Origin of the sequence: Streptococcus sanguinis (assembly GCA_013378335.1) — a bacterium.
Lineage (GTDB): Bacteria > Bacillota > Bacilli > Lactobacillales > Streptococcaceae > Streptococcus > Streptococcus sanguinis_I.
Window position 1 is genome coordinate 1,976,654 of record CP040556.1, and the last position, 22,495, is coordinate 1,999,148.

The 22,495-nt window shown below is 45.3% G+C and carries 19 protein-coding genes and 1 pseudogene; 7 read left to right on the top strand and 13 right to left on the bottom strand.

Annotation, left to right across the window (positions count from 1 at the left end; genetic code table 11):
- Positions 1 to 13 precede the first annotated feature (13 nt).
- From FFV08_10105 to dinB, 5 genes are all read right to left on the bottom strand, one after another.
- A complete protein-coding gene (locus tag FFV08_10105; protein QLB52915.1) occupies positions 14 to 652 on the bottom strand; it encodes a TetR/AcrR family transcriptional regulator in 639 nt (212 codons plus the stop codon).
- A 75-nt stretch (positions 653 to 727) separates the two neighbouring features.
- Positions 728 to 1,477, bottom strand: coding sequence for a CPBP family intramembrane metalloprotease (locus FFV08_10110; protein QLB52916.1), 750 nt, complete (start codon positions 1,475 to 1,477; stop codon positions 728 to 730).
- Positions 1,467 to 2,261: a CPBP family intramembrane metalloprotease gene (locus FFV08_10115; GenBank protein ID QLB52917.1), complete on the bottom strand. Its 795-nt coding sequence runs from the start codon at positions 2,259 to 2,261 to the stop codon at positions 1,467 to 1,469. Before FFV08_10115 ends, FFV08_10110 begins: the two co-directional genes overlap by 11 nt.
- A gap of 317 nt (positions 2,262 to 2,578) precedes the next feature.
- Positions 2,579 to 2,905: a hypothetical protein gene (locus FFV08_10120; protein ID QLB52918.1), complete on the bottom strand. Its 327-nt coding sequence runs from the start codon at positions 2,903 to 2,905 to the stop codon at positions 2,579 to 2,581.
- A gap of 213 nt (positions 2,906 to 3,118) precedes the next feature.
- Positions 3,119 to 4,183, bottom strand: a complete 1,065-nt coding sequence (dinB, locus tag FFV08_10125) for a DNA polymerase IV (GenBank protein QLB52919.1) — start codon at positions 4,181 to 4,183, stop codon at positions 3,119 to 3,121.
- Positions 4,184 to 4,553: 370 nt separating this feature from the next.
- On the opposite strand from dinB, the gene pflB reads away from it, so the two are divergent.
- The 6 genes from pflB to FFV08_10155 all read left to right on the top strand — a co-directional run bounded on the left by pflB (position 4,554) and on the right by FFV08_10155 (position 11,933).
- Positions 4,554 to 6,869: a formate C-acetyltransferase gene (gene pflB / locus FFV08_10130; GenBank protein ID QLB52920.1), complete on the top strand. Its 2,316-nt coding sequence runs from the start codon at positions 4,554 to 4,556 to the stop codon at positions 6,867 to 6,869.
- A gap of 152 nt (positions 6,870 to 7,021) precedes the next feature.
- The gene (locus FFV08_10135; GenBank protein QLB52921.1) at positions 7,022 to 7,798 is read left to right on the top strand and encodes a threonine/serine exporter family protein; all 777 of its coding nucleotides are present in this window, start codon (positions 7,022 to 7,024) and stop codon (positions 7,796 to 7,798) included.
- Between the two features lie 4 nt (positions 7,799 to 7,802).
- Positions 7,803 to 8,270 carry a threonine/serine exporter family protein gene (locus FFV08_10140; protein ID QLB52922.1) on the top strand — a complete coding sequence of 156 codons (468 nt, stop codon included), beginning with the start codon at positions 7,803 to 7,805 and terminating at the stop codon, positions 8,268 to 8,270.
- A gap of 146 nt (positions 8,271 to 8,416) precedes the next feature.
- On the top strand, positions 8,417 to 9,595 hold the full coding sequence (locus tag FFV08_10145; protein ID QLB52923.1) for a hydroxymethylglutaryl-CoA synthase: 1,179 nt from the start codon (positions 8,417 to 8,419) through the stop codon (positions 9,593 to 9,595).
- The gene (locus FFV08_10150; protein ID QLB52924.1) at positions 9,592 to 10,866 is read left to right on the top strand and encodes a hydroxymethylglutaryl-CoA reductase, degradative; all 1,275 of its coding nucleotides are present in this window, start codon (positions 9,592 to 9,594) and stop codon (positions 10,864 to 10,866) included. Before FFV08_10145 ends, FFV08_10150 begins: the two co-directional genes overlap by 4 nt.
- A 122-nt stretch (positions 10,867 to 10,988) precedes the next feature.
- A complete protein-coding gene (locus FFV08_10155) occupies positions 10,989 to 11,933 on the top strand; it encodes an IS30 family transposase (GenBank protein QLB52925.1) in 945 nt (314 codons plus the stop codon).
- A 160-nt stretch (positions 11,934 to 12,093) separates the two neighbouring features.
- Here FFV08_10155 and FFV08_10160 read toward each other — a convergent pair whose 3' ends face one another.
- The 8 genes from FFV08_10160 to FFV08_10195 form a co-directional block, all read right to left on the bottom strand.
- Positions 12,094 to 13,101, bottom strand: coding sequence for a type 2 isopentenyl-diphosphate Delta-isomerase (locus FFV08_10160; protein ID QLB52926.1), 1,008 nt, complete (start codon positions 13,099 to 13,101; stop codon positions 12,094 to 12,096).
- On the bottom strand, positions 13,082 to 14,101 hold the full coding sequence (locus FFV08_10165; GenBank protein ID QLB52927.1) for a phosphomevalonate kinase: 1,020 nt from the start codon (positions 14,099 to 14,101) through the stop codon (positions 13,082 to 13,084). Before FFV08_10165 ends, FFV08_10160 begins: the two co-directional genes overlap by 20 nt.
- Positions 14,091 to 15,038, bottom strand: a complete 948-nt coding sequence (gene mvaD, locus FFV08_10170; protein ID QLB52928.1) for a diphosphomevalonate decarboxylase — start codon at positions 15,036 to 15,038, stop codon at positions 14,091 to 14,093. Before mvaD ends, FFV08_10165 begins: the two co-directional genes overlap by 11 nt.
- Positions 15,020 to 15,898: a mevalonate kinase gene (gene mvk, locus FFV08_10175; GenBank protein QLB52929.1), complete on the bottom strand. Its 879-nt coding sequence runs from the start codon at positions 15,896 to 15,898 to the stop codon at positions 15,020 to 15,022. Before mvk ends, mvaD begins: the two co-directional genes overlap by 19 nt.
- Positions 15,899 to 16,048: 150 nt before the next feature.
- Complete coding sequence (locus FFV08_10180; protein QLB52930.1) at positions 16,049 to 16,984, bottom strand: beta-lactamase family protein; 936 nt, start codon at positions 16,982 to 16,984, stop codon at positions 16,049 to 16,051.
- Entirely contained in the window at positions 16,981 to 17,715 is a 735-nt protein-coding gene (locus tag FFV08_10185) for a proteinase (GenBank protein QLB52931.1), read from the bottom strand. The genes FFV08_10180 and FFV08_10185 overlap by 4 nt, the downstream gene beginning before the upstream one ends.
- A gap of 95 nt (positions 17,716 to 17,810) precedes the next feature.
- On the bottom strand, positions 17,811 to 19,094 hold the full coding sequence (locus FFV08_10190) for a DUF308 domain-containing protein (protein ID QLB52932.1): 1,284 nt from the start codon (positions 19,092 to 19,094) through the stop codon (positions 17,811 to 17,813).
- A 63-nt stretch (positions 19,095 to 19,157) separates the two neighbouring features.
- A complete protein-coding gene (locus FFV08_10195) occupies positions 19,158 to 20,063 on the bottom strand; it encodes an aquaporin family protein (protein QLB52933.1) in 906 nt (301 codons plus the stop codon).
- A gap of 104 nt (positions 20,064 to 20,167) precedes the next feature.
- On the opposite strand from FFV08_10195, the pseudogene FFV08_10200 reads away from it, so the two are divergent.
- Positions 20,168 to 22,485, top strand: a pseudogene (locus FFV08_10200) (Xaa-Pro dipeptidyl-peptidase).
- Positions 22,486 to 22,495: the final 10 nt, after the last annotated feature.

Below are 22,495 nucleotides of genomic sequence, written 5' to 3' on the forward strand. Positions count from 1 at the left end.
CTATCGCCTTTTTTTATGCCTTATTTTTCTGGCTAAAAAGCTGCAGGAGCTCGTCAGTAAAGATATCCATGCCGACCGAGGTCATCATAAACTGCAGAAAATGGAAACGTTCTGGCAGTTTTTCAGGATCACTTTCAAAAACGGTCTCATGCATCCAAAAATTCACCAGCAGCAGAAAAACTTCTGCAGCCTCTTCCGGATACTGGGTCTGAAGGGAGCCATCTGCCATCCCTTTTTTGATAATGTCACTGACCAGAGGGGCGCCTATCCGCAGATTGTCCCGCATCATGGTCAAAATAAAACCTGCATCCTGCTCGTACTCATCCACAATGCCGTCCATGGCCCGGGCTGTCTGACTTTCCAGATTGGACTTGAGGATGGTTTGCAGCTGCTCCCTGCCGGTCAGATTTTCCGTAGCCTTGAGCCACTGCTTCATCTCTTCTTCCATCAGCTCCTGCCGACTCCTCATCACCGCCAGGACAATCTCATCTTTTGACTTGAAATGATGGTAGATAGCCCCCTTGGAAATGCCTGCCGTCTGAGCAATATCCTGCATACTGGTCTTTTCGGACCCCTTTTGGATAAAGAGCTGGGTTGCTGTATTTAAAATTTTTTCTCTCATGGCCTGGGATTTGTCTTTTCGCTGCGCCATTCTGTTCCCCTTTGTTTCTAATATAGCTTTATTCTACCAAAAAAGCCGGAGAAATACAAAATCATAAAAATATCTTTAAGCCTTGTCTTGCTGATCCCTTTGATACCAAAGATAGATACTGTAAGCCGCCATCAAGATATAGCCTAGGAAAAAGAGGGGATTTTCCGTTCCCTTGCCTACAAAGATGGCTTCGCCAATGGTATTAATGAGCCCATGAAAGAGGACACAATAGAGGACAGACTGACTGACCTTGTAAAGAGCTGCCAGCCAGAAACGGGCGAGCAGGCAGGCGGCAGTAAAGACTAGAAAAGAAGTCCCTGCCTGACTGCTGCCGGGGGTAAAGAAGAGGGGCAGATGCCAGACAGCCCAGATTAACCCAGTTGCTACAGTTGCTAAGGGAAAGGGCAGAAGCTTTTCCAGAGTCGGCTGCAGGAAGCCCTGCCAGCCAATCTCTTCATTGCCGCCTGTCAGAAAAGTCGTCATGAGAAAAAGCAGAGCAATCCTGAGGGGGCTAAAACCAGGCAGGAGCGGGCTCCAAAAGACCAGAGAAAGGGTATAAAGAATTGTAAAAATCAAGAGATAGCCCCAGGTCCCTTTTCGGGCAAAGCGGATAAAAGAAAAGAGCTCCCTGAAAGATTTTCTTAAAACAACTTTGGCCCCCACAGCCGGGCCAAAAGTACCAGCGATACTTAGAAGCTGGGAAATAACGGGAATCCTCAGGAAAGTGGAGATCAGCCAGGCAGACCAGCTAATGCCAAAAGTCCAGAGCAGAAAGACTCCGATTTCTTTGACAGAAGAGCGATTTCCAAGGTTATTAGCCTGCATCTTTCTGAACTCCTTTCCGGTTGCCCTTCCAATACCACCAGCCGACCAGCAGGGCGGTCATGAGCAGATTAGCAGCCTGGAAGCTGAGATACCTTCCGCCATTTGCAGCACTGCCGACAATCGTCACCTGAGCAAAGTTAATGCAGCCGTGAAAGACCATGCAGGCAAATACAGAGGCCGTCTGCTTGTAGAGAGCCGCCAGACAGAAACTGAGCAAGATACCAAAGGAGAGATAGAAGGGCAAAGAAAGCTGACTTTGACTCGTTCCCGGAATCAGCCAGAGGGGCAGATGCCAGGCCACCCAGACCAGAGCCGTGATGACAGTTGCCAGAGGGAAGGAGAATTTTTTCTCCAGAGCCGGCTGCAGGAGGCCCCGCCAGCCCAGCTCTTCGTTCCCGCCTCCAAAAAAGGTGACAAAGATCCAGCCCAGAGGAAACATCAGAACGGCATTGAGCGGCGGTAATACAGGATTGGCGATAAAAAGGGTCAAAACCCGAACCAGACAGAAGGCCAGCATATAAATCCACCAGCCCTTAGCATGAGAAAAAATAAAGTCCAGCATCTTCTTAGGATGAGAAATTTTGAGGCTGATAAAAGTTCCCAAGGTCGGTCCGGAGCCACCGATGAAAAAGAGAGCATAGCCCAAAGGCTCAGACCCGCTGGTCAGCTTCAGGGTGGCTAAAATATACAGAATCAGCCAGGAACCCCAGCTAATACCAAAGGTCCAAGCTAAGTAAGGCCAAATATGCTTGGGTTCTGGCCGTACATGTGTTTGTGTGTTCATACGATAACTCCTTATCAAATGTAGAATAGCGAAAAGTCATCCGAAAACTGGACAAAGGCATCCTTTACTCTCAGTCTTTCAGATGATTACCTGTTTTGAAACGCATATTTTTAAAATCCGACCATTCGGTTTGTTTTATTATAAAAAAAAAGATCTGCGCCAAATAGAAAACATAGTCTTTTAGTCCTTGCTTAAAATAAAAAGCAAAGATAGACTAAATAATGCTAAAAGCTATGTCAGCACCGTTTAGCAACTGCCTGCTGCTTTTAGTTTCTAAGTTGTCCTGACTCTGATGCTTAAGACAGGCCATTTCTCTGCTACTTGCTCCTTTCCTGATTTTGCAATCGCCGGATATGCCAGAGATTGGAGGCAAGACTCAGACCGCCTACTGCCATAATACCCAATCCTCGCCATGGGCTAAAGACAGAAGTCAGCAAGCCACCAGCAAGGACAGCATATCCAGCTTTGACTCCCCACTTAGAATAGCGTATGCCATTCTCACCCTGTGTCATCTTTTCCAGCTGTACCTTACGTTTTTCTGCCTGCTGCTGCAAAAACTCTTTCTGACCTTCCCGCTGCCGATCCAGCTCCTGATTCAACTTGAGGATGTGCTCGCTTGTTTTTTCTACTACAGATTTCTTCATTTCTCCTCCTTTCTTTTTAAAAACCGACCAGGCGGTTTTTTATTTTATAGACCCAGTATAACAGACACAGAAAACTTTGTCCAGTATTTTTTTCAAAAAAGATTATTTTTAGTCAATGAAAATCATCAGACAACTTAGAAGCTAGTCACAAGCAACTCTCTCATACTAAAATCTATATCTAAAAAAGCCCGGTAACGAACCAAGCTTTTATCTTTATTCAAACCCCGTCATTGTCAGTCCTAGCAGACGAATGCCTCGTGGTTGCTCTTCCAAGCTATCGTATATCTCATGAGCCGTTCGCTCGATTTGCTCCTTGTCTTGAGTGGCTAGAGCCAAACTTTTCCTTTTAGTCAAGGTGGAGAAATCGGCATAGCGGATTTTCAGAACGACGGTTCGTCCTTTCTTATCATGCTTAGTCAGGCTATTTTCTACCTTCTGTGCCAGCAGGGTCAGCTCTTTCTTGATATCCTCCTCACTATAGAGCAGTTTGGCATAGGTGCGCTCCTTCCCGATCGACTTACGAATACGATTGGATTTGACCGGACTATTACTGATACCACGCGCTTTCCGGTAGAGATCAAAACCAAAGCGGCCAAACTTATCAATTAAAGTCATTTCCGGTATCTTGAGCAGATCTGCACTAGTATAAACTCCCATTTCATGCAGTTTTTCAACGCTCTTCTTACCAACTCCATGAAACTTAGCGATATCCATTGGCGCCAGAAAGGCCTCTGCCTCTTCGGGTAGAATAACAGTCAGACCATGAGGCTTCTCATAGTCGCTAGCAATCTTAGCCAGAAACTTATTATAAGAAACGCCTGCCGAAGCTGTCAGATGGAGTTCATTCCAGATATCGTGCTGAATCAGCTTGGCTATTTTGACTGCAGATTTAATCCCAAGCTTGTTTTCCGTTACATCCAGATAAGCCTCGTCGATGCTCATGGGCTCAATCAAGTCCGTATAACGTTTGAAAATCTCTCGGATCTGCAAGCCGACCGCCTGATATTTTTCGTAATTCCCCGAGATAAAGATGCCCTGGGGGCAACGTTCATAAGCTTCCTTAGAGCTCATAGCCGAATGAACTCCGAACTTTCTAGCCTCATAATTACAAGTGGAGACGACACCACGACCGCCAGTCAATCGTGGGTCGCTGCCGATGATGACCGGATGCCCCTTTAACTTAGGATTATCCCGCTCTTCCACCGAAGCGAAAAAAGCATCCATATCAATGTGGATAATCTTCCGAGATGTATCGTTAATCAGTGGAAAAATCAGCATGTCCTCCTCCTTTCTCCTGCCATCAATTTCAGCTTACAGGCTTTCACAAAGTCAGTCCTTTTTGCTCAAATAAATCTGAAACAGTTTTTCATTCTTGTAAAAAGTATTTTAAAAGTAAGATTCTTCGGCAGTAATTTTTATATGACATTTTAATTACTTTTATTATAACTTTTTTACCCATTTTTCCAAAATATTTGAAAAGATTTATGTTTTTCAAATCTATAGTACACATCTGCGACTTTTTACTTTCTGTATTATAAAAGAAAGTCTTTCTTTCTGTCGAAAATGGTTTGTGAAACCGATTACCGTATGGTATACTTTACTTATAAATGTAACAGTTTATTGTTGCTAGAATAAAGAGGAAAATCAAATGGTTGTAAAAACAGTTGTTGAAGCTCAAGATATTTTTGACAAAGCTTGGGAAGGCTTCAAAGGTGAAGACTGGAAAGAGAAAGCAAGTGTTTCTCGCTTCGTTCAAGCTAACTACACACCTTATGATGGAGATGAAAGCTTTTTGGCAGGTCCTACTGAGCGCTCACTCCACATCAAGAAAATCGTAGAAGAAACGAAAGCTCACTACGAAGAAACTCGTTTCCCAATGGACACTCGTCCAGCATCTATCGCTGGTATTGACGCTGGTTACATTGACAAGGACAACGAACTGATTTACGGTATCCAAAACGACGAACTCTTCAAATTGAACTTCATGCCAAAAGGCGGTATCCGCATGGCTGAAACTACTTTGAAAGAAAATGGATACGAACCAGATCCTGCTGTTCATGAAATCTTTACTAAATATGTTACTACAGTAAATGACGGTATCTTCCGTGCTTACACTTCTAACATCCGCCGTGCTCGCCACGCCCACACTGTAACTGGTCTCCCAGATGCTTACTCACGCGGACGTATCATCGGGGTTTACGCACGTCTTGCTCTTTATGGAGCTGACTACCTCATGGCTGAAAAAGTTCGTGACTGGAACGGTTTGACTGAGATTGACGAAGAAACAATCCGTCTGCGCGAAGAAATCAACCTGCAATACCAAGCACTCGGTGAAGTTGTAAAACTTGGTGACCTTTACGGAGTAGATGTTCGCCGTCCTGCCTTTGACATTAAAGAAGCTATCCAATGGACTAACATCGCCTTCATGGCTGTCTGCCGTGTTATCAACGGTGCTGCTACTTCTCTTGGACGTGTGCCTATCGTTCTTGACATCTACGCAGAACGTGACTTGGCTCGCGGTACTTACACTGAATCAGAAATCCAAGAATTTGTTGATGATTTCGTTATGAAACTTCGTACAGTGAAGTTTGCTCGTACTAAAGCTTACGACCAACTTTACTCTGGTGACCCAACCTTCATCACTACTTCTATGGCAGGTATGGGTAACGATGGCCGTCACCGTGTTACAAAGATGGACTACCGTTTCCTTAACACACTTGACAACATTGGTAACTCTCCAGAACCAAACTTGACCGTTCTCTGGACTGACAAACTTCCATACTCATTCCGTCGCTACTGTATGCACATGAGCCACAAGCACTCTTCTATCCAATACGAAGGTGTAACAACAATGGCTAAAGACGGCTACGGTGAAATGAGCTGTATCTCTTGCTGTGTGTCTCCGCTTGATCCTGAAAATGAAGAACAACGCCACAACATCCAATACTTCGGTGCTCGTGTAAACGTTCTGAAAGCCCTTCTGACAGGTCTCAATGGCGGTTACGACGATGTTCATAAAGACTACAAGGTATTTGACATCGAGCCTATCCGTGACGAAGTTCTCGACTTCGAATCAGTTAAAGCGAACTTTGAAAAATCTCTGGACTGGTTGACTGACACTTATGTAGATGCCTTGAACATCATCCACTACATGACTGACAAGTACAACTACGAAGCTGTTCAAATGGCCTTCTTACCAACTTACCAACGCGCTAACATGGGATTCGGTATCTGTGGATTTGCCAACACTGTTGATACCTTGTCTGCTATCAAGTACGCTACTGTTAAGCCAATCCGCGACGAAAATGGCTATATCTACGACTATGAAACAATCGGAGAATACCCACGTTGGGGCGAAGATGATCCTCGCTCAAACGAATTGGCTGAATGGTTGGTTGAAGCTTACACAACTCGTCTGCGCAGCCACAAACTGTATAAGAATGCAGAAGCTACTGTGTCTCTTCTGACTATCACATCTAACGTTGCTTACTCTAAACAAACTGGTAACTCACCAGTCCACAAAGGAGTTTACCTCAACGAAGACGGCAGCGTGAACTTGTCTAAATTGGAATTCTTCTCACCAGGTGCGAACCCATCTAACAAGGCAAAAGGTGGCTGGTTGCAAAACTTGAACTCACTTGCTAGCTTGGACTTCAGTTACGCAGCTGACGGCATCTCATTGACAACTCAAGTTTCACCTCGTGCGCTTGGTAAGACTCACGACGAACAAGTAGACAACTTGGTTACTATCCTGGATGGCTACTTCGAAAACGGTGGTCAGCACGTTAACTTGAACGTTATGGACTTGAAGGATGTTTACGACAAGATTATGTCTGGCGAAGATGTTATCGTTCGTATCTCAGGTTACTGTGTAAATACTAAGTACTTAACTCCAGAGCAAAAGACTGAATTGACCCAACGTGTCTTCCACGAAGTACTCTCTATGGACGATGCTTTGAGTTAATAAACGACTTACAAACCATTTGAAAGAAGATTGGACATCTCCAATCTTCTTTTTTATATTTCAGACTTCAAGTGACTGCCAACTTGATGATTTTTTCACGAGTCTTTATGGTATAATGGTTCTATTGCTATACTAGGAAAAGGACTGGGGAAATGACAGAGAAAGGTATCAGGGAAAAAGCCAAAGATTTCAATCTGGCGGTAGATGTTATCATGCTGGCTGGAACACTACTGCTACAGAGCGGATCCGAGACTTATCGGGTGGAAGACACCATGATTCGTATCGCTCATTCGCAAGGGATTATTGACTGCAATGCCTTAGCAATGCCAGTGGCTATTTTCTTTTCGATTGAAAATACAAATGTTTCACGGATGAAGCGCAATCTCAAGACCAACTACAATATCGAGAAGGTCTGCGATGTCAATCAGGTCTCCCGTCAGTTGGTAACAGGAGAAATCAGCCTTCAAGAGGCTTTTGATGAGCTGAATCGCCTCAAAGTTAAGGAGCTGCCCTATAACAACAAGCAGCTAATCGCTGCCGCAACGCTCAGTGCTCCCTTCTTCTCCATCATGTTTGGCGGAAACTTCTACGATGCTTTGGGGGCTGCCATTGCTACCTTCTTTGGCTTTGCCTTCTCTTTGTATGTTGACAAATATATCCGTATCCCTTTTGTGACAGCTTTTGCTGGAGCCTTCGTCTTTGGACTGCTGGCTCATATCTGGACACGCTATTCTGGTTTTAACTCCACAGATGATTTGATTATTGCGGGTTCTGTCATGCCTTTTGTGCCTGGCATTGCTCTGACCAACTCTGTGCGTGACATCATGACCAACCATATCAACTCTGGGATGAGCAAGCTCTTTGAATCGCTCCTCATCACTCTTGCTCTCGGTGCAGGTACCTCTGTCGCCCTCCTTATTATGAAATAAGCCTATGACAATCTTGACTTTCTTACTGCAAGCAGTTGCCAGCCTACTGGCCATCATTACCTTTTTAATCGTTCTAAATGTTCAGCGCAGTATGCTGATTCCCGGCGGAGTGCTGGGAATGGCTATTTGGCTACTCTATCTCCTGCTCAAAGGACCGACTAACGTCATCATAGCAACCTTTGTGGCTGCTATCATTGGTTCCTGCGTCAGCCAAATCCTCAGTATTATCTACAAAACGCCTGCAGTCGTCTTTATCCTGGCCATTCTTGCGCCTCTGGTTCCAGGCTACATTTCCTATCGGACGACTGCCTTCCTTGTCACTGGTGACTACAGCCAGGCTATGATTCACGCCACTCTGGTGGTCATTCTGGCCTTGGTCATCTCGATCGGCATGGCCAGCGGCACCGTCGTACTCAAGCTCTACCACTACTTAAAAAAACGTCAAACCAAACTCACAGCAAACAAACAGTAGGACCATCTGCTGTTTTTTCTTTTGGCAAAATACATCTTAAGCCTGATTTAACTGTGATTAGATGTTTTTGTAAGAGTTTTATTCCTAAGTATGGTAAAATAGTCTTCGGAATATACTAGAATAAAAGGATTTAAAGAGGTCTTATAATGACAATCGGAATCGACAAAATCGGTTTTGCAACCAGTAATTATGTTTTAAAATTAAATGATTTAGCAATAGCACGAGATACTGACCCAGAAAAGCTTAGCAAGGGTCTCTTGCTCAAGGAACTCAGCATTGCTCCTCTGACTGAGGATATTGTTACCTTGGGAGCAGCGGCAGCAGAGCCCATTCTGACAGCAGAGGACAAAGAAAAGATTGATATGGTCATCGTGGCTACTGAATCAGGAATTGACCAGAGCAAGGCGGCGGCCGTTTTTGTCCACGGTCTTTTAGGCATCCAGCCCTTTGCCCGCAGCTTTGAAATCAAGGAAGCCTGCTATGGAGCAACTGCTGCACTGGACTATGCCAAGCTCCATATCGAAAAACATCCAGACAGCAAAGTTTTGGTGTTAGCTAGTGATATTGCCAAGTATGGCATTAACACACCGGGAGAGCCAACGCAGGGAGCGGGAGCTATTTCTATGCTGATTAGTAGCAATCCTCGTATCCTCGCTTTCAATGATGATAATGTAGCTCAGACCCGCGATGTCATGGATTTTTGGCGCCCAAATTACTCGACAACACCTTATGTCAACGGGCTCTATTCAACCCAGCAGTATCTGGATAGCTTAAAGACAACTTGGACGGAGTACCAAAAACGCCACAAGCTGGCTCTCAAAGATTTTGCGGCCTACTGCTTCCACCTGCCTTATCCAAAATTGGCCCTTAAAGGCCTCAATAAAATCATGGATAAAAGCCTGCCCCAAGAGCAGCAAGACCAGCTTAGAGAGAACTTTGAAGCCTCTATTCTCTACAGCCAAAAAGTTGGAAATATCTATACAGGCTCCCTCTTCCTAGGCCTCCTATCTCTTTTAGAAAACTCTGACAACCTCAAGGCTGGCGATCGGATTGCCCTTTTCGGCTATGGCAGCGGAGCTGTCTCTGAAATCTTTAGTGCCAATTTGGTAGAGGGCTATGAAAAGCATCTATCCAAGACACGCCTAGAGGAATTAGACCAGCGTCAGGCTCTTTCCATCCCGGATTACGAGCGCATCTTTTTTGAAGAAGCTGAGCTGGATGCGGAAGGCAATGCCAGCTTCTCTGGCTATGAAAACCAAAGCTTTGCTCTGGCGGAAATTGCAGAGCACCAGCGTAAGTATATCAAAGTTGAGAAATCATCATGAAAGTAAACTGGACTGGATTTTCTAAAAAAACTCCTGCTGAACGGCTGCAGATGTTGAGAGAAAAGGAACTTTTACAAGATGAACATTGGCAGCGGCTAGACAGTCAGCAGACTTTGCCTTTGGAAACAGCCAACCAGATGAGTGAAAATGTACTGGCCACTCTGGCCCTGCCCTACTCTCTGGTGCCAGACTTTCTGGTGGATGGTAAGACCTATCAAGTTCCTTTTGTGACAGAAGAGCCATCTGTGGTAGCAGCGGCTAGCTTTGCCGCTAAGATTATCAAACGTTCAGGCGGATTTGAGACAAAGGTCCACAAACGCCAGATGATTGGGCAGATTGCCCTCCATCAGGTTGAAAAAGTTGACCAAGCCATCAAAGATGTTCTCAAAAAAAAGAAAGAGTTGCTGGAACAGGCCAACCAAGCCTATCCATCAATTGTGGCCCGTGGTGGTGGAGCTAGAGATTTCTGGCTGGAGCAAAAGGAAGACTTCCTCATTTTCTATCTATCTGTGGATACGCAGGAAGCCATGGGAGCCAATATGCTCAACACTATGCTGGAGACCCTCACCCTTTCTCTGGAAGAGCTGACTGGCGGTAAGAGTCTGATGGCTATCCTATCAAACTATGCAACAGATAGCCTGGTAACGGCCCGCTGTGTCATTGACTATCGCTTTCTCAGCCGAGATAAGGCTGAAGCGGAGCTACTTGCCGATAAGATGCAGCTAGCTAGCAAGCTAGCCCAGGTCGACCCTTACCGAGCAGCTACCCACAATAAAGGCATCTTTAATGGTATTGATGCTTTGGTATTGGCTACTGGAAATGACTGGAGGGCTCTGGAAGCCGGTGCGCATGCCTATGCCAGCCGAGAAGGAAGCTACCGCGGCCTCTCTACTTGGACGGCAGACCCAGTCACACGCCAGCTTCGTGGTCAGATGACCCTGCCCATGCCCATTGCGACTAAGGGAGGGTCCATTGGCCTCAATCCCACAGTGGCAGCCAGTTTTGACTTGCTAGGGCAGCCTCAGGCCAAGGACTTAGCTTCCCTCATCGTTTCAGTCGGATTGGCACAAAACTTCGCTGCTCTCAAAGCCCTGGTCAGCACTGGCATCCAAGCCGGACACATGAAATTGCAAGCTAAATCTTTAGCATTGCAGGCTGGAGCCCAAGACGAAGAAATTACTGCTGTCGTCAGTCGTTTAACAGCCAAGAAGACTTTCAACCTCGCTGCTGCTCAGGAAATACTAGCTGACTTACGAAAACAGGACAAGTAGAGTTTGGGACAAAAAGATTTCAATTTTTAAAAATCCCAATTTGTAAAATTAAGCTAGACAGAAAAAGCCATCTATGTTAGGCTCAGATAAACACCACATTTGTCTGAAAGGAACTAACATAAATGATCTATACTCATCTTACCACAAACGAGCTTGTAATGATAGAGGCTTACTACAAAGAAGGTATAAAAGTTACAGATATTATAAAAGCTCTTGGAAGATCAAAACAGACCATCTACAATGTCATCAACTATCTGAAAGAAGGGCACTCTGCCTATGACTACTATGAACGGTATAAAGTCAATAAGAAACGATGTGGTCGGAATAAAACAAGGCTTATACAATCAGAAAAAAATTTTATCCAAACTCATTTGGAACAAAATTGGAGCCTTGATGTCATTAAAGGAACTTATCCAGATAGGGTTTCTTGTTCTATGAGAACTCTCTATCGACTAGCAGACCGTGGTATTCTAAAGAAAGAGGATCTCCCTTGGAAAGGCAAAAGAAAACCAAATGGTCATAGCGAAAAACGAGGAAAACAAGCGTTTCGCAGAGATTTACGTGAGAGAGCAGCCATTTATCCTAATTTTAAGACAGAATTTGGTCATCTAGAAGGGGATACCATTGTTGGCGAGAAACACAAAAGTGCGGTTATTACCTTGGTAGAACGCCTCTCAAAAGCCATCATCACACTGAAAACTAATGGACGGAAAGCAAGTGATATTGAGGTTTCCATCAATCAATGGTTGTCTCAAGTTCCCAGCCATCTTTTTAAGTCGATAACTTTTGATTGTGGGAAAGAATTTTCTAATTGGAAGTCTATTTCGAATGCGCATGACATTGATATTTTCTTTGCGGATCCAGGCTGTCCTGGTCAAAGAGGCCTCAATGAACATTCTAATGGCTTATTAAGACGAAATGGATTACCGAAACAAATGGATTTTACTGCTATTTCTCAAAATTATTTATCAGCTATCGCTGATAAAAGAAATAGAATTCCTAGGAAATCTTTAAATTATCAAACACCATACCAAGTTTTTCTGAGTTACTTGAAAAGTCTAACTTAATTTGACAATTTAGGAATATTAATTATTAAGCCCTTCAAATCTATAATTAAATGCGAAAAGCGAACAAAGCAGAATTCTGATTACCAGAAAACTAGTTTTGTTCGCTTTTTATATTTAAGGCTGGACTTTTGTCCCAGACTCTTGTATGTCTTTATGCTATTTATTGAATCTGTTCCTGAGCTTCTTTTAGCCGACCGTAGAGTAAATAGGGAACACTCTTTAGTTCTTGCAAGTTTCGGCAAGACAGGGCGCACATGATGAGGCGCAGATCCGATTTCCAGCCTCCTACAATATCAATAACCTCTTCCACTGAGTGATTTTCTACCAAGTCTAGCATGGTACGAGAAAGGCCGACCGCCTTGGCTCCTAAGACCAAGGCTTTGATTATATCCAAAGGATGGCGGACACCTCCACTAGCCAAGAGTTCGACCTCATCGCGCAATGGTTGAAGCGCCAATAGGCTCTGCAGAGTAGATTGTCCCCAATCATTGAGGTAGTCACGATTGCCACCCCGCTGATTCTCAATATAGGCAAAGCTAGTGCCGCCCCGGCCGGAAATATCAAAAGTCTGAATTCCCAAGGAGCGCGCTTCTTCGACAGTAGATCGATCCATTCCAAAGCCAACTTCTTTAAGAATTAGGGGAAGGTCCAGCAACTGACTATAATCAGTCAAGTGCTGGCGCCAAGAACGAAACTCCCGTTCGCCCTCTGGCATCAGCAATTCCTGCATGAGATTGACATGGACCTGCAGAAAAAGTGGTTGCAAATCAGCTACTGCCTGCTGGGCGGCTTGATAAGGCTTGTCCAAGCCGATATTGGTAGCCAGCAATAAATTAGGCCGACCAGCCGCCACCCGATAGGAAGGATCAGAAGGATTTTTCAAGGCTGCGCTGTAAGAGCCAGTTACAAAAAGAAGGCCACAACTTTCAGCTACTTGAGCCAGCTTTTCATTGATTTGACCGCCCTTTTGACTGCCGCCAGTCATGGCATTGATGTAAAAGGGAAACTCCCAGTCACGGCCAGCAAAGTGAGTAGATAGGTCAATCTCTGCCAAATCGTACTTGGGCAAAGAGCGGTGAACCAGTTCCATTTCATCAAAACTGTTATAACCCGGACGCTGCTCTAAAGCATATTTGATATGGTCGTCCTTACGATTCTGGCTCATCATGGCCCATCCTTTCTCTGTATAATAGCTCAATGCCAGCTTCTTGCCAGGCTTGAATCAGTTGGTTGCTAGATGCGGCATCAAAGCTGAGAGCAATCCCGCAGTCGCCACCACCGGCACCACTGCTCTTAGCCACACAGTTCAGTCCCTCTGCCGCTTCTTTTAAGACTTTCAGCCTGTCTGTATAAATAGCTGGGCTGAGCCTTTCTAAGAGCTGGCTAGCCTTTTCCAGACTAGACTGAATAGCGAACTTCTCTCCTGCTAATAAAGCTCTCTCCAAAGCATCAACCTGCGTCCTACTTCCTGTCAAAAAAGACTCTGAAATAGCTGACTTGACCTGATTGACTAAGTCCTTAGAAATCGCCGGCTGCTTGGTCCAGCCAACTAGAAAATCCATGGCTAAGCAAGGCTTAATACTGCGAATTGCAAAACCCCAATCCTCTGCTAGTAATTGCTGTAAATCAACCTTGTCCATACGCTTGCGGACCAGCTCTCTATCAAAAGACCGGTAGTAAATCAGATCTTCATAAGCAATACAGGCCAAATCTCCCATGGAGCCATTGTCTCCGCACTTGAGGAGGACGTAGGAAGCCAGCTTAAAGAGTAGCTCTAGCTCTAGGTCCAGCTCGTAAAGTGCTGCCATAGCCTTGAGAGTTAGAACAACAACACTACCGCTGGAGCCAATCCCGAACTTCTTGCCATCTTTTTCCATCTTGCCGCTAATCTTCAGAGAAAAAGGCTGAAGTTGGTAGCCTAAGGTCAGCAAATAAGCGTTCATAACTGCTACCGTCTCCTGAATCAAGGCATAATCAGGATCTGGCTCTAGGTTAGCACTATGACCAAACATATCTGATGTCAAGCGATAGGCAGAGGCTGTCTGGATTTCTCCCGTCATATAGATAGGGATGGCCTTGATAATGGCTGGCTGACCGGCCGTCAGCACTGCATATTCACCCGCCAGATAAAGCTTGCCGCAGGTTTGGACTCTTGCACTAGCTTTCATCTGACAAGTCCTTTGTTTTGGAGACGATAAGCCGGTAGTCCTTCTCAAAAATAGCCACCAGATGGTCTAGGTCTTCCTCCAAGCAGAGCACCTTGACATTGGGCCCTGCGTCCATGGTAAAGTAGCAACGCTCGCCCTGCTCCCGCAGCTTTCTGACAGCATTCATAGCTTGGTAAGACTCCTCTGTCAGATAAGAAAAGGGAGGATAAGCTTTTTCTGTTGTAGCATGCATCCTAAGCGCATTTTCTTCCGTCAGCTGACCAACCTTGGCAAAATCATTGTCCTGCAAATAGCCTAGCATGGCCTGATAATCCAAGGCAGACTGGGCAATCCAATCTGGGAAAATCGTGGAAGTTTTAGCACAGAGCTCCATACCGTCGCGGCTGGAAATGGGCTTTTTCTCATCGTGCAGAACCAGCATAATCATGGCTAGCTTTAAATCCGTCTTGACTGGATAGATGGCCCCACTGTCCTTATCCCAGGCCGCTAGCGGACCAAAGAAAGAGCGAGCAGAGGACCCTGAAGCAAACTTGGCCAGCTGAGCCAGTTCTTCCGTCTGATAGCCCGTCTGAAAATAGGCATTGCAGGCCTTGACTAGGGCTGACAGACCGCTGGAGCTGGAAGACAGACCCGCTGCTGTTGGCATATTGTTACTGGTATCAACTCGGACAAAACCATCTTCTGGAGAGCGAAAACGGTCAATAATCTTACTGATTTTGGCATGTTCTGCCGGGCTTTGCAGCTGACCGTCAATATAAAACTCATCTCCAGTCGCTGTATCCGGCAAAGGACTCAGCTGGGTCTCGGTATACATATTTTCCAGTGTCAGTGAGATACTGCTGGTAGACGGAATCATCTTTTCTGCATTTTTCTTCCCCCAATATTTGACAATTGCAATATTGGCATAGGATTTGACACTTACAGGCTTTCGATCCATGTATTAATGGCCCCTTTCTCTCTCAATAAGGCGGCTAAGGCCTCCGCCTGACTTTTTTCTCCTACAAGAGCAATGACACAGCCGCCCAGACCGCCGCCGCTCATTTTAGCACCCAAAGCTCCATTTTCAAGAGCTGCCGCTACCAGCTCATCTGCTTTCTGGCAGGAAACTCCTAGCTTGGCTAGCTTCTCATGAGCCTTGGTCATAGCTTGACCCATAGTCATCAGGTCCTTGATAGAAATGGCCTTCTCAAGGATTTTCGTTAAATTACCCAATTCCTGCAGCAAAGGCAGAGCCTTTTGACCCTGACTTTCTACAGCACGGATGGCTTCGCGGGTATGACCGTGAATGCCCGTATCTGCAATCACTAAAAAAGCATCCAGACCCAGCTCAATTTCACTGAAACCAAAGTTGCGAATGAACTTAATAGCTACATCACTGAGGCAGGTCTTGGCATCAAGCCCGCTGGGATTCATATGGGCAATCATCTCTGCCCGATTGGCTAGAATCTCCAGTGTTTGGTCATCCAATTCTTCCTCAAAGTAGTCGAAGACCGCCCGAATAGCCGCAATACTAACTGCGGCTGAAGAGCCCATCCCCCTCTTTTCAGGGACCATGGACTCCACCTGACAGCGAATCTTAGCCCCTTGCCGACCGAGATGTTCTAGACAGGCAAAAACAGCCATGGACAGCGTATCCTCAGCGTAGAGGGTCCAGGCCCGCTCAGACGGAAAGACCTGACAGGTCACTTCGATACGATTAAGAGGCAGGGAAATGGCCGGATAGCCGTAAACCACTGAATGCTCTCCCATTAAAATAATTTTACTGTGTGCCTTGCCGACACCGATTTTTTTTGTCATAGTCTTCTCTTATCTGTAGATTCTCTCTATCTTATTTTAATATACTTTGGCAAAAAAAGCGATTTTTATTAAGAGGAAATCACTGGGGCTTGAGACCGATATTTATATAGGCAGACATGATAAAACTCCGGGGCTTGCAGCCGGAGTCTTTTAAAGTTCTATTCTTATCAGATCCATCAGCTGGTTCCGATCTAAGATCCATTGAGCACGCTCGTCTTTTTCATAGGTTCGGTTGGACAGAAAAATAGCCGCCTTTTGCTCCTCGCGATTATACATGATAAAGGTTCCCGTGTAGCCAGTGTGGTCCAGCCAGCTGCCTTCTAGATTCCAGGCTAGACTGCGCCTTTTACCCGGCTCTTTAGAAAAATTCTGGGTCAGATTGGCCGCAAAGTCATCCTGCAGATAATGTTCCAGAAATATTTCCAAATCCCTGAGAGTGGAAAATAAGCCTGCACTGCCAGCATGTCGTCCCAGTACACGTCCCTTAGGGTCATGAACCTGACCATCCTGGACACCGCGAACGGTCGGCACAGCTCCTGGAACTGGACCAAAACCAGTCTCAGCCAAACCCCAAGGCTGGAAAATTTGACTTTGAAAAATCTGATTCAAGGACTGACCGTAGATTTCTTCCAACATAAAGCCCAAGAGCAGAAAATTCACATCTGTATAGCGGAAGGTCTTATCTTCAAGAACCGTCAAATGATTGAGTGCTTCTTTCAACTCAGGAGCTGTCAGCTGGTCACGATTGGGAATAAAGGGATCCAGCCCAGATGTGTGGGTCAAAAGCTGACGCAAGGTAACATCTTCTCGATGAAAGGCCGAATAATAATGCTGCAAGGGCAAATCCAGCTCCAGCTTGCCCTGCTCATACAAAAAGGCTGCCAGAGTGCCAACTCCGACCACCTTGCTGACGCTAGCCAAGTCATAGACCAAACCCGCTTGAGTTGCCTTTTTTTCTTGCGGATCAGCTAGACCAAAGTAGAATTCCTGCCACTGGCCAGCTTGATACAAGGCCAGACTAGCACCGGGATAGATGCCGTCTTTCAGCTGTTCTTGGATTTTACTGATGATTTTTTCTAGAGTCATGCTTCAAACCACAATTCAATCTTGCTAGAATCCTGACTCAGCAGGAATTTATCTGACTTGGGTACAAAGACCTCGCGTCCTTCAAAGATAGGACGCAGGACAGCGGTTTCTAAATGATTGACCTGAGCTTTGAGCATGGTCAAGTCCCAAGTTAGGGCATTGTCTGTCTGCAAGTCTTGACCCTCTGCTTCTGTAAATGTCAGGAAATCCAGCGCATTTTCAATCTTGCTGTAAAATTCTTGGGCTGCATTGGCATCAGGCACACGAATTTCTACTGTCTCTATCTCAAATTGACTAAGACCGATGAAGTCCTCTTGCTTTTCAAAGTCAGGAACCTCCGCCACTTCTTGCAGACTTGCTCTATTCTCTTCTGCATGCAGGAGAACTAGGTCGCCTTCTGGCGACAGGGCTTCAAAAGCATAGCCTTTCTCTCCTTGATACAGCTTTGTCCAAGCAGGCTTTTGAGCCAATAGAGACTCGATTTCTTTAGCATCTGCAACCTTGACAACGATTCTGGCTAATTTTTTAGGACCTTTTACTCGCCGAGACCGCATACTGGGTGATTCTTCCAGCTGCAGTTTCTCAGTCTTGGTCTGATCTCCCAAGGACAGAAAAGCAGCTTCCTCTAAAAGGGCCTTCATGCCCAGCTGATTTACAAAAAATTCTTGATTTAAATGACGATTATTTATCTTTAATACAGGGATAATTCTAATAATATGATTCGCGCTCATAATTCCTCCAAACCATTTTATTGTAATGGATTTTCATCTTTTTGACAAGAAATTATGCGCAAATAAACAATTTTTAAAACAAGAAAGCCTTGGATTTATTGGTAAACAGTCTGAGCAATGACCAAATCTCTAGCGGACTCAAACTCGTACTGCAGATAGGACTGGTAGGTACCGGGCGCAATAATCCCGCGAATATCCAGAATATCTGTCCCAGCCTGCCCAATAATCGAATCTGCTAGCAGGCAACAGTTGGTCGACAGGACAAAATAAGTCTTGAAACGACTGGTTTTAAACTTATATAGCTGCGCTCCTAGTTCATGCTTCAACTTGTAGGAGTATGTTGGCTGACCATTTTTCAGTTCTGCTGGCGGCTCCCATTCCACCAACAGCTGATCGATTTCAGCCAAGCGCTTTTCAACCGACTCCTTCTCCTTATCCGTCAAAGCCAAAGAATAACCAAAGAGTGTTTTCTTACTTTCTTTTTTGCAGAGCTCAATATAGGCGTCTTTAGGAACCTTGAAGAGAACACCGTCTCCAATCATACCCTTGCATCGCTCAGAAAAAACATCATAGCTACCATAAGAAATCACTTGTCCCTGATAGCAAATATCTACATGACCAATGGCTCCTAATAAACTTGTCTTTGAAGTATGAACCAAGACCTCTAAGTCCGTCTTTTTCTCTCCATTCTTAACAATACTATAAACATTTTTACGATCAGAAGCTGCTTCTCCCTGAATCAGTCGATTAAAGCGCTCCAGATTTTCTACCGGAATAAAGGCTGCAAAAATAATCGGTAGGTTAATACGAATTTGCCTACGCAGCCGATGTTTTTCCCGGTCATTATCAAAAAAGAGGCCATCCCGAATATTGGACATTCCCAGCATCATCAAATAGATTCCCAAAATCAAAAACTGCAAGTGTCCGTCAGTCGCAGGCGAAAGAATACTGGTCAGCCCAATTCCACCATAGAGAACGGTATCAAATAGATAGCGCAAGCCGCCCTTGACATGATTTTGCTGATAAAGGAGATAGGTCACTCCGTAAATACCGGCAGTCAAGAGCTGGTAGCTACCCAAACTGATAATCACAATATTGACAGGCACATCACTGATTCGGTTGAGCCAGCTGATACCCATAGCGACTGTAATCTGAAGCAGACTAGGCCAGACAGTCCCTTCTTTCTTGCGCGTAAAAACATGAAGAACAATATTTACCAAGCCAACAACCGTCAGATAAAGCGAAATAAAATCGAAGCCCAGCTGGGTAAAACTGAAGCCGTTGACAATGATAATCAGGCCGAAAACAAGGGCTAAAAGACCAAAGAGTAAGGTTCTACGGCCACTGATCTTATGAAATTTTGACACTTGCATCTCCATCTTTGCCTCCTCTATCGTTCGAAAAAAGAGCTGGGGAAATCCCCCAACTCTGATTGTATGTGCTTATCCGTAGATTGTTTTAAACAAGAGGACTGCTGTGATACCTGCTAGAATCGGCGCCACAACTGGAACCCAAGAATACCACCATTTTGAATCACCCTTGTGTTTGCCCAAAACAGATTCTGGCAGGATGAAGTGGAGGATACGAGGTCCGAGGTCACGAGCTGGGTTCAGTCCAGGTCCAGTAGGACCTCCTAGAGAGGTTACCAAAGCCATTACCAAGAAACCAACTGCCAAGTGAGCGACTGAAAGGCTACCAACTTGGAATGGTGCAACTTGATCTTTAGCCTGAGATATTGCAGCAGCAATCTGTTCTTTAGGAACTGAAGTCCCTTGTGCTGCCATCTGAGCAGCTTGCGAATTGATAGTTGCCTCAGCTTTGCTCAACAATTCTGCTCCAAAGAAGTTCTTAGTCAAGCCTAGAGCACCAAAGAAAAGAATAAAAGAACCAACAAATTCATTGATAAAACCATTGAACAAGGCTGCTTTACGTGATTCAGGCGTGCCATGGTCTAGACTAGAGATGGTAGAGAAAGTACCTAAGATATTGTTAGGATTTTCTGTTTTCAGATAGTAAGGACGGTGGGTCGCAACGACCAAGGCTTGTCCAAAGATGGCACCCAAAATCTGCGCTGCAATATATGGCGCAACCTGTTCCCAAGGGAAATATCCGCTGACAGCAAGTCCCAAAGTAAAGGCAGGATTGATATGGTCACCAGACACATTACCAAACATCAAAGCTGGAATCATAACCCCCATACCGTAACCGACAGCGATGACTAACCAACCGCTCTGATGTCCCTTAGTTCCTTTTAATTCAACGTTGGCAACAGCTCCGTTCCCCAAGACAATGAGGATAGCTGTTCCTAAAAATTCTGTGGCGTATTTAACGACCCATTCGAAATCCATTTAATGTTACTCCTTAAATATTTTTTAGACAAAGTCTATTTTATCAAGTATAATGGATAATGTAAAGGTCATTTTTAATAAAAATAAGAAAAAGAGGGAAGAATATGCGTTTTAATCAGTATAGTTATGCAAGAACGAAACGGGAAAATATGTTGATAGAATTAGCTGAATTAGGCTTTTTTTATGACAGCAATCGCTCTGATAAGGAAAATCTTGAAGATTTTCTCCGCACCAGCTTTTTCACTTATAAAAATACAGATTATCCCTTGAAGTCCTGGGCTGCTGACAGCCAAACCGACCTGCTGAGCTTTTTCCAGTCTGACAGAGAACTGACGGCGTCTGTCTTTTACACTGTGGCCTTTCAGCTGCTTGACTTCTCGCCCTTCATTGATTTTACAGATGTTGAGGCCTTTCGCAAAGAAACAGGCTTTCCCATTACATTTGGAGACTTATTGGAAAATCTCTACCAGCTGCTCAACACTCGGACAAAAAATGGCAACCTCTTAGTTGATAAGCTAGTCAGTGAGGGTTTGATTCCTGAGGACAACACCCACCACTACTTCAATGGCAAGAGCTTGGCAACCTTTTCTAGCCATGATGCTATCCGTGAGGTGGTTTATGTGGAATCACGCGTGGATACTGATCGAGACGGCCGTCCGGACCTCATCAAGGTCAGCATTATCCGGCCCCGCTATCAAGGACAAGTCCCTGCTGTCATGACCGCTTCTCCTTATCATCAAGGAACCAATGACCCCGCCAGCGACAAGGCTCTCCATGATATGAATGTGGACTTAGTAAAAAAAGAGCCTCATCAAATCACAGTACAAGATCCTGAGCTCAAATTGCTCCAGCTGGATTCACCGGATTCTGCCCAAGAAGTCTCTGAAGCCGAGGAAAAACTGGGGCATATCGGCACCTACACGCTCAATGATTACTTGTTGCCCCGCGGCTTTGCCAATCTCTATGTGTCTGGCGTGGGACCAAAGATTCTGAAGGCCTGATGACTAGCGGCGACTATCAGCAGATCGAGGCTTATAAGAACGTTATTGACTGGCTCAATGGCCGCTGCCGAGCCTTCACCGACCACACCCGCCAGCGGGAAATCAAGGCTACTTGGTCCAACGGAAAAGTGACTACGACCGGTATCTCCTATCTGGGTACCATGTCCAACGGGCTGGCAACGACTGGCGTAGATGGTCTGGAAGTCATCATCGCTGAAGCTGGGATTTCTTCTTGGTATAATTACTACCGCGAAAACGGACTTGTCACTAGTCCTGGCGGCTATCCAGGAGAGGATTTTGAATCCCTGACCGAACTGACCTACTCCCGCAACCTGAGGGCTGGCGACTACCTGCGCAACAACGACGCTTATCAGCAAAGCCTAGAGCAGCAGCGCAAAGGCCTAGACCGGCAAACTGGGGATTACAATCAATTTTGGCATGACCGCAACTACCTGCTCCACGCAGATAAGGTCAAGGCCGAAGTTGTCTTCACCCATGGCTCTCAAGACTGGAATGTCAAGCCCCTCCATGTCTATAATATGCTTCGAGCCTTACCACACCACATCAAAAAACATCTCTTCTTCCATAACGGCGCCCATGTTTACATGAACAACTGGCAATCCATCGACTTCCGCGAGTCTATCAATGCTCTGCTGTGCAAGAAACTGCTGGGATATGAATCAGACTTTGAACTTCCAGCAGTCATTTGGCAGGACAACAGCCAAGCTCAAAGTTGGCTGACCTTGGAAGACTTCGGCGGGCAAGAGCAGAATCTTCATCTCCAACTAGGCCAAGACTGCCAAGCTATCCAAAATCAATATCCAGAAGAAGACTATAATCGTTTTGCTAAAAACTACCAAAGCTTCAAGACTGAGCTTTTTGAAGATAAGGTCAACCAGATTACTCTGGACTGGACCTTGGAAAAGGACCTCTTTCTCAACGGAGCGAGCCAGCTCAATCTTCGCCTCAAATCCAGCACTGATAAAGGACTGATTTCTGCTCAATTGCTGGACTTCGGACCAGCTAAACGCCTCACACCGATTCCTACTCCTATTGAGCCTAGAGTCATGGATAACGGCCGCTACTATATGCTGGACAATCTGGTTGAACTCCCCCATACTGAAACGCCTCATCGCGTCATCACCAAAGGCTTCATCAACCTGCAAAACCGGACCAACCTACTAACGGTTGAAGAAGTTGCTCCTGACCAATGGCTGGAATTTTCCTTTGAACTGCAACCAACCATCTATAAAATGAAAAAAGGCGACCAACTGCGCCTCGTCCTCTATACAACGGACTTTGAGCATACCGTTCGTGATAAGACCGACTATCAGCTGACGGTAGATTTGGAGCAATCTAGTCTGGATTTGCCGACCATGAACTTTAATATGAACGAAGATTTGGATGAGACAAGCGATTAAAAGAGCACGA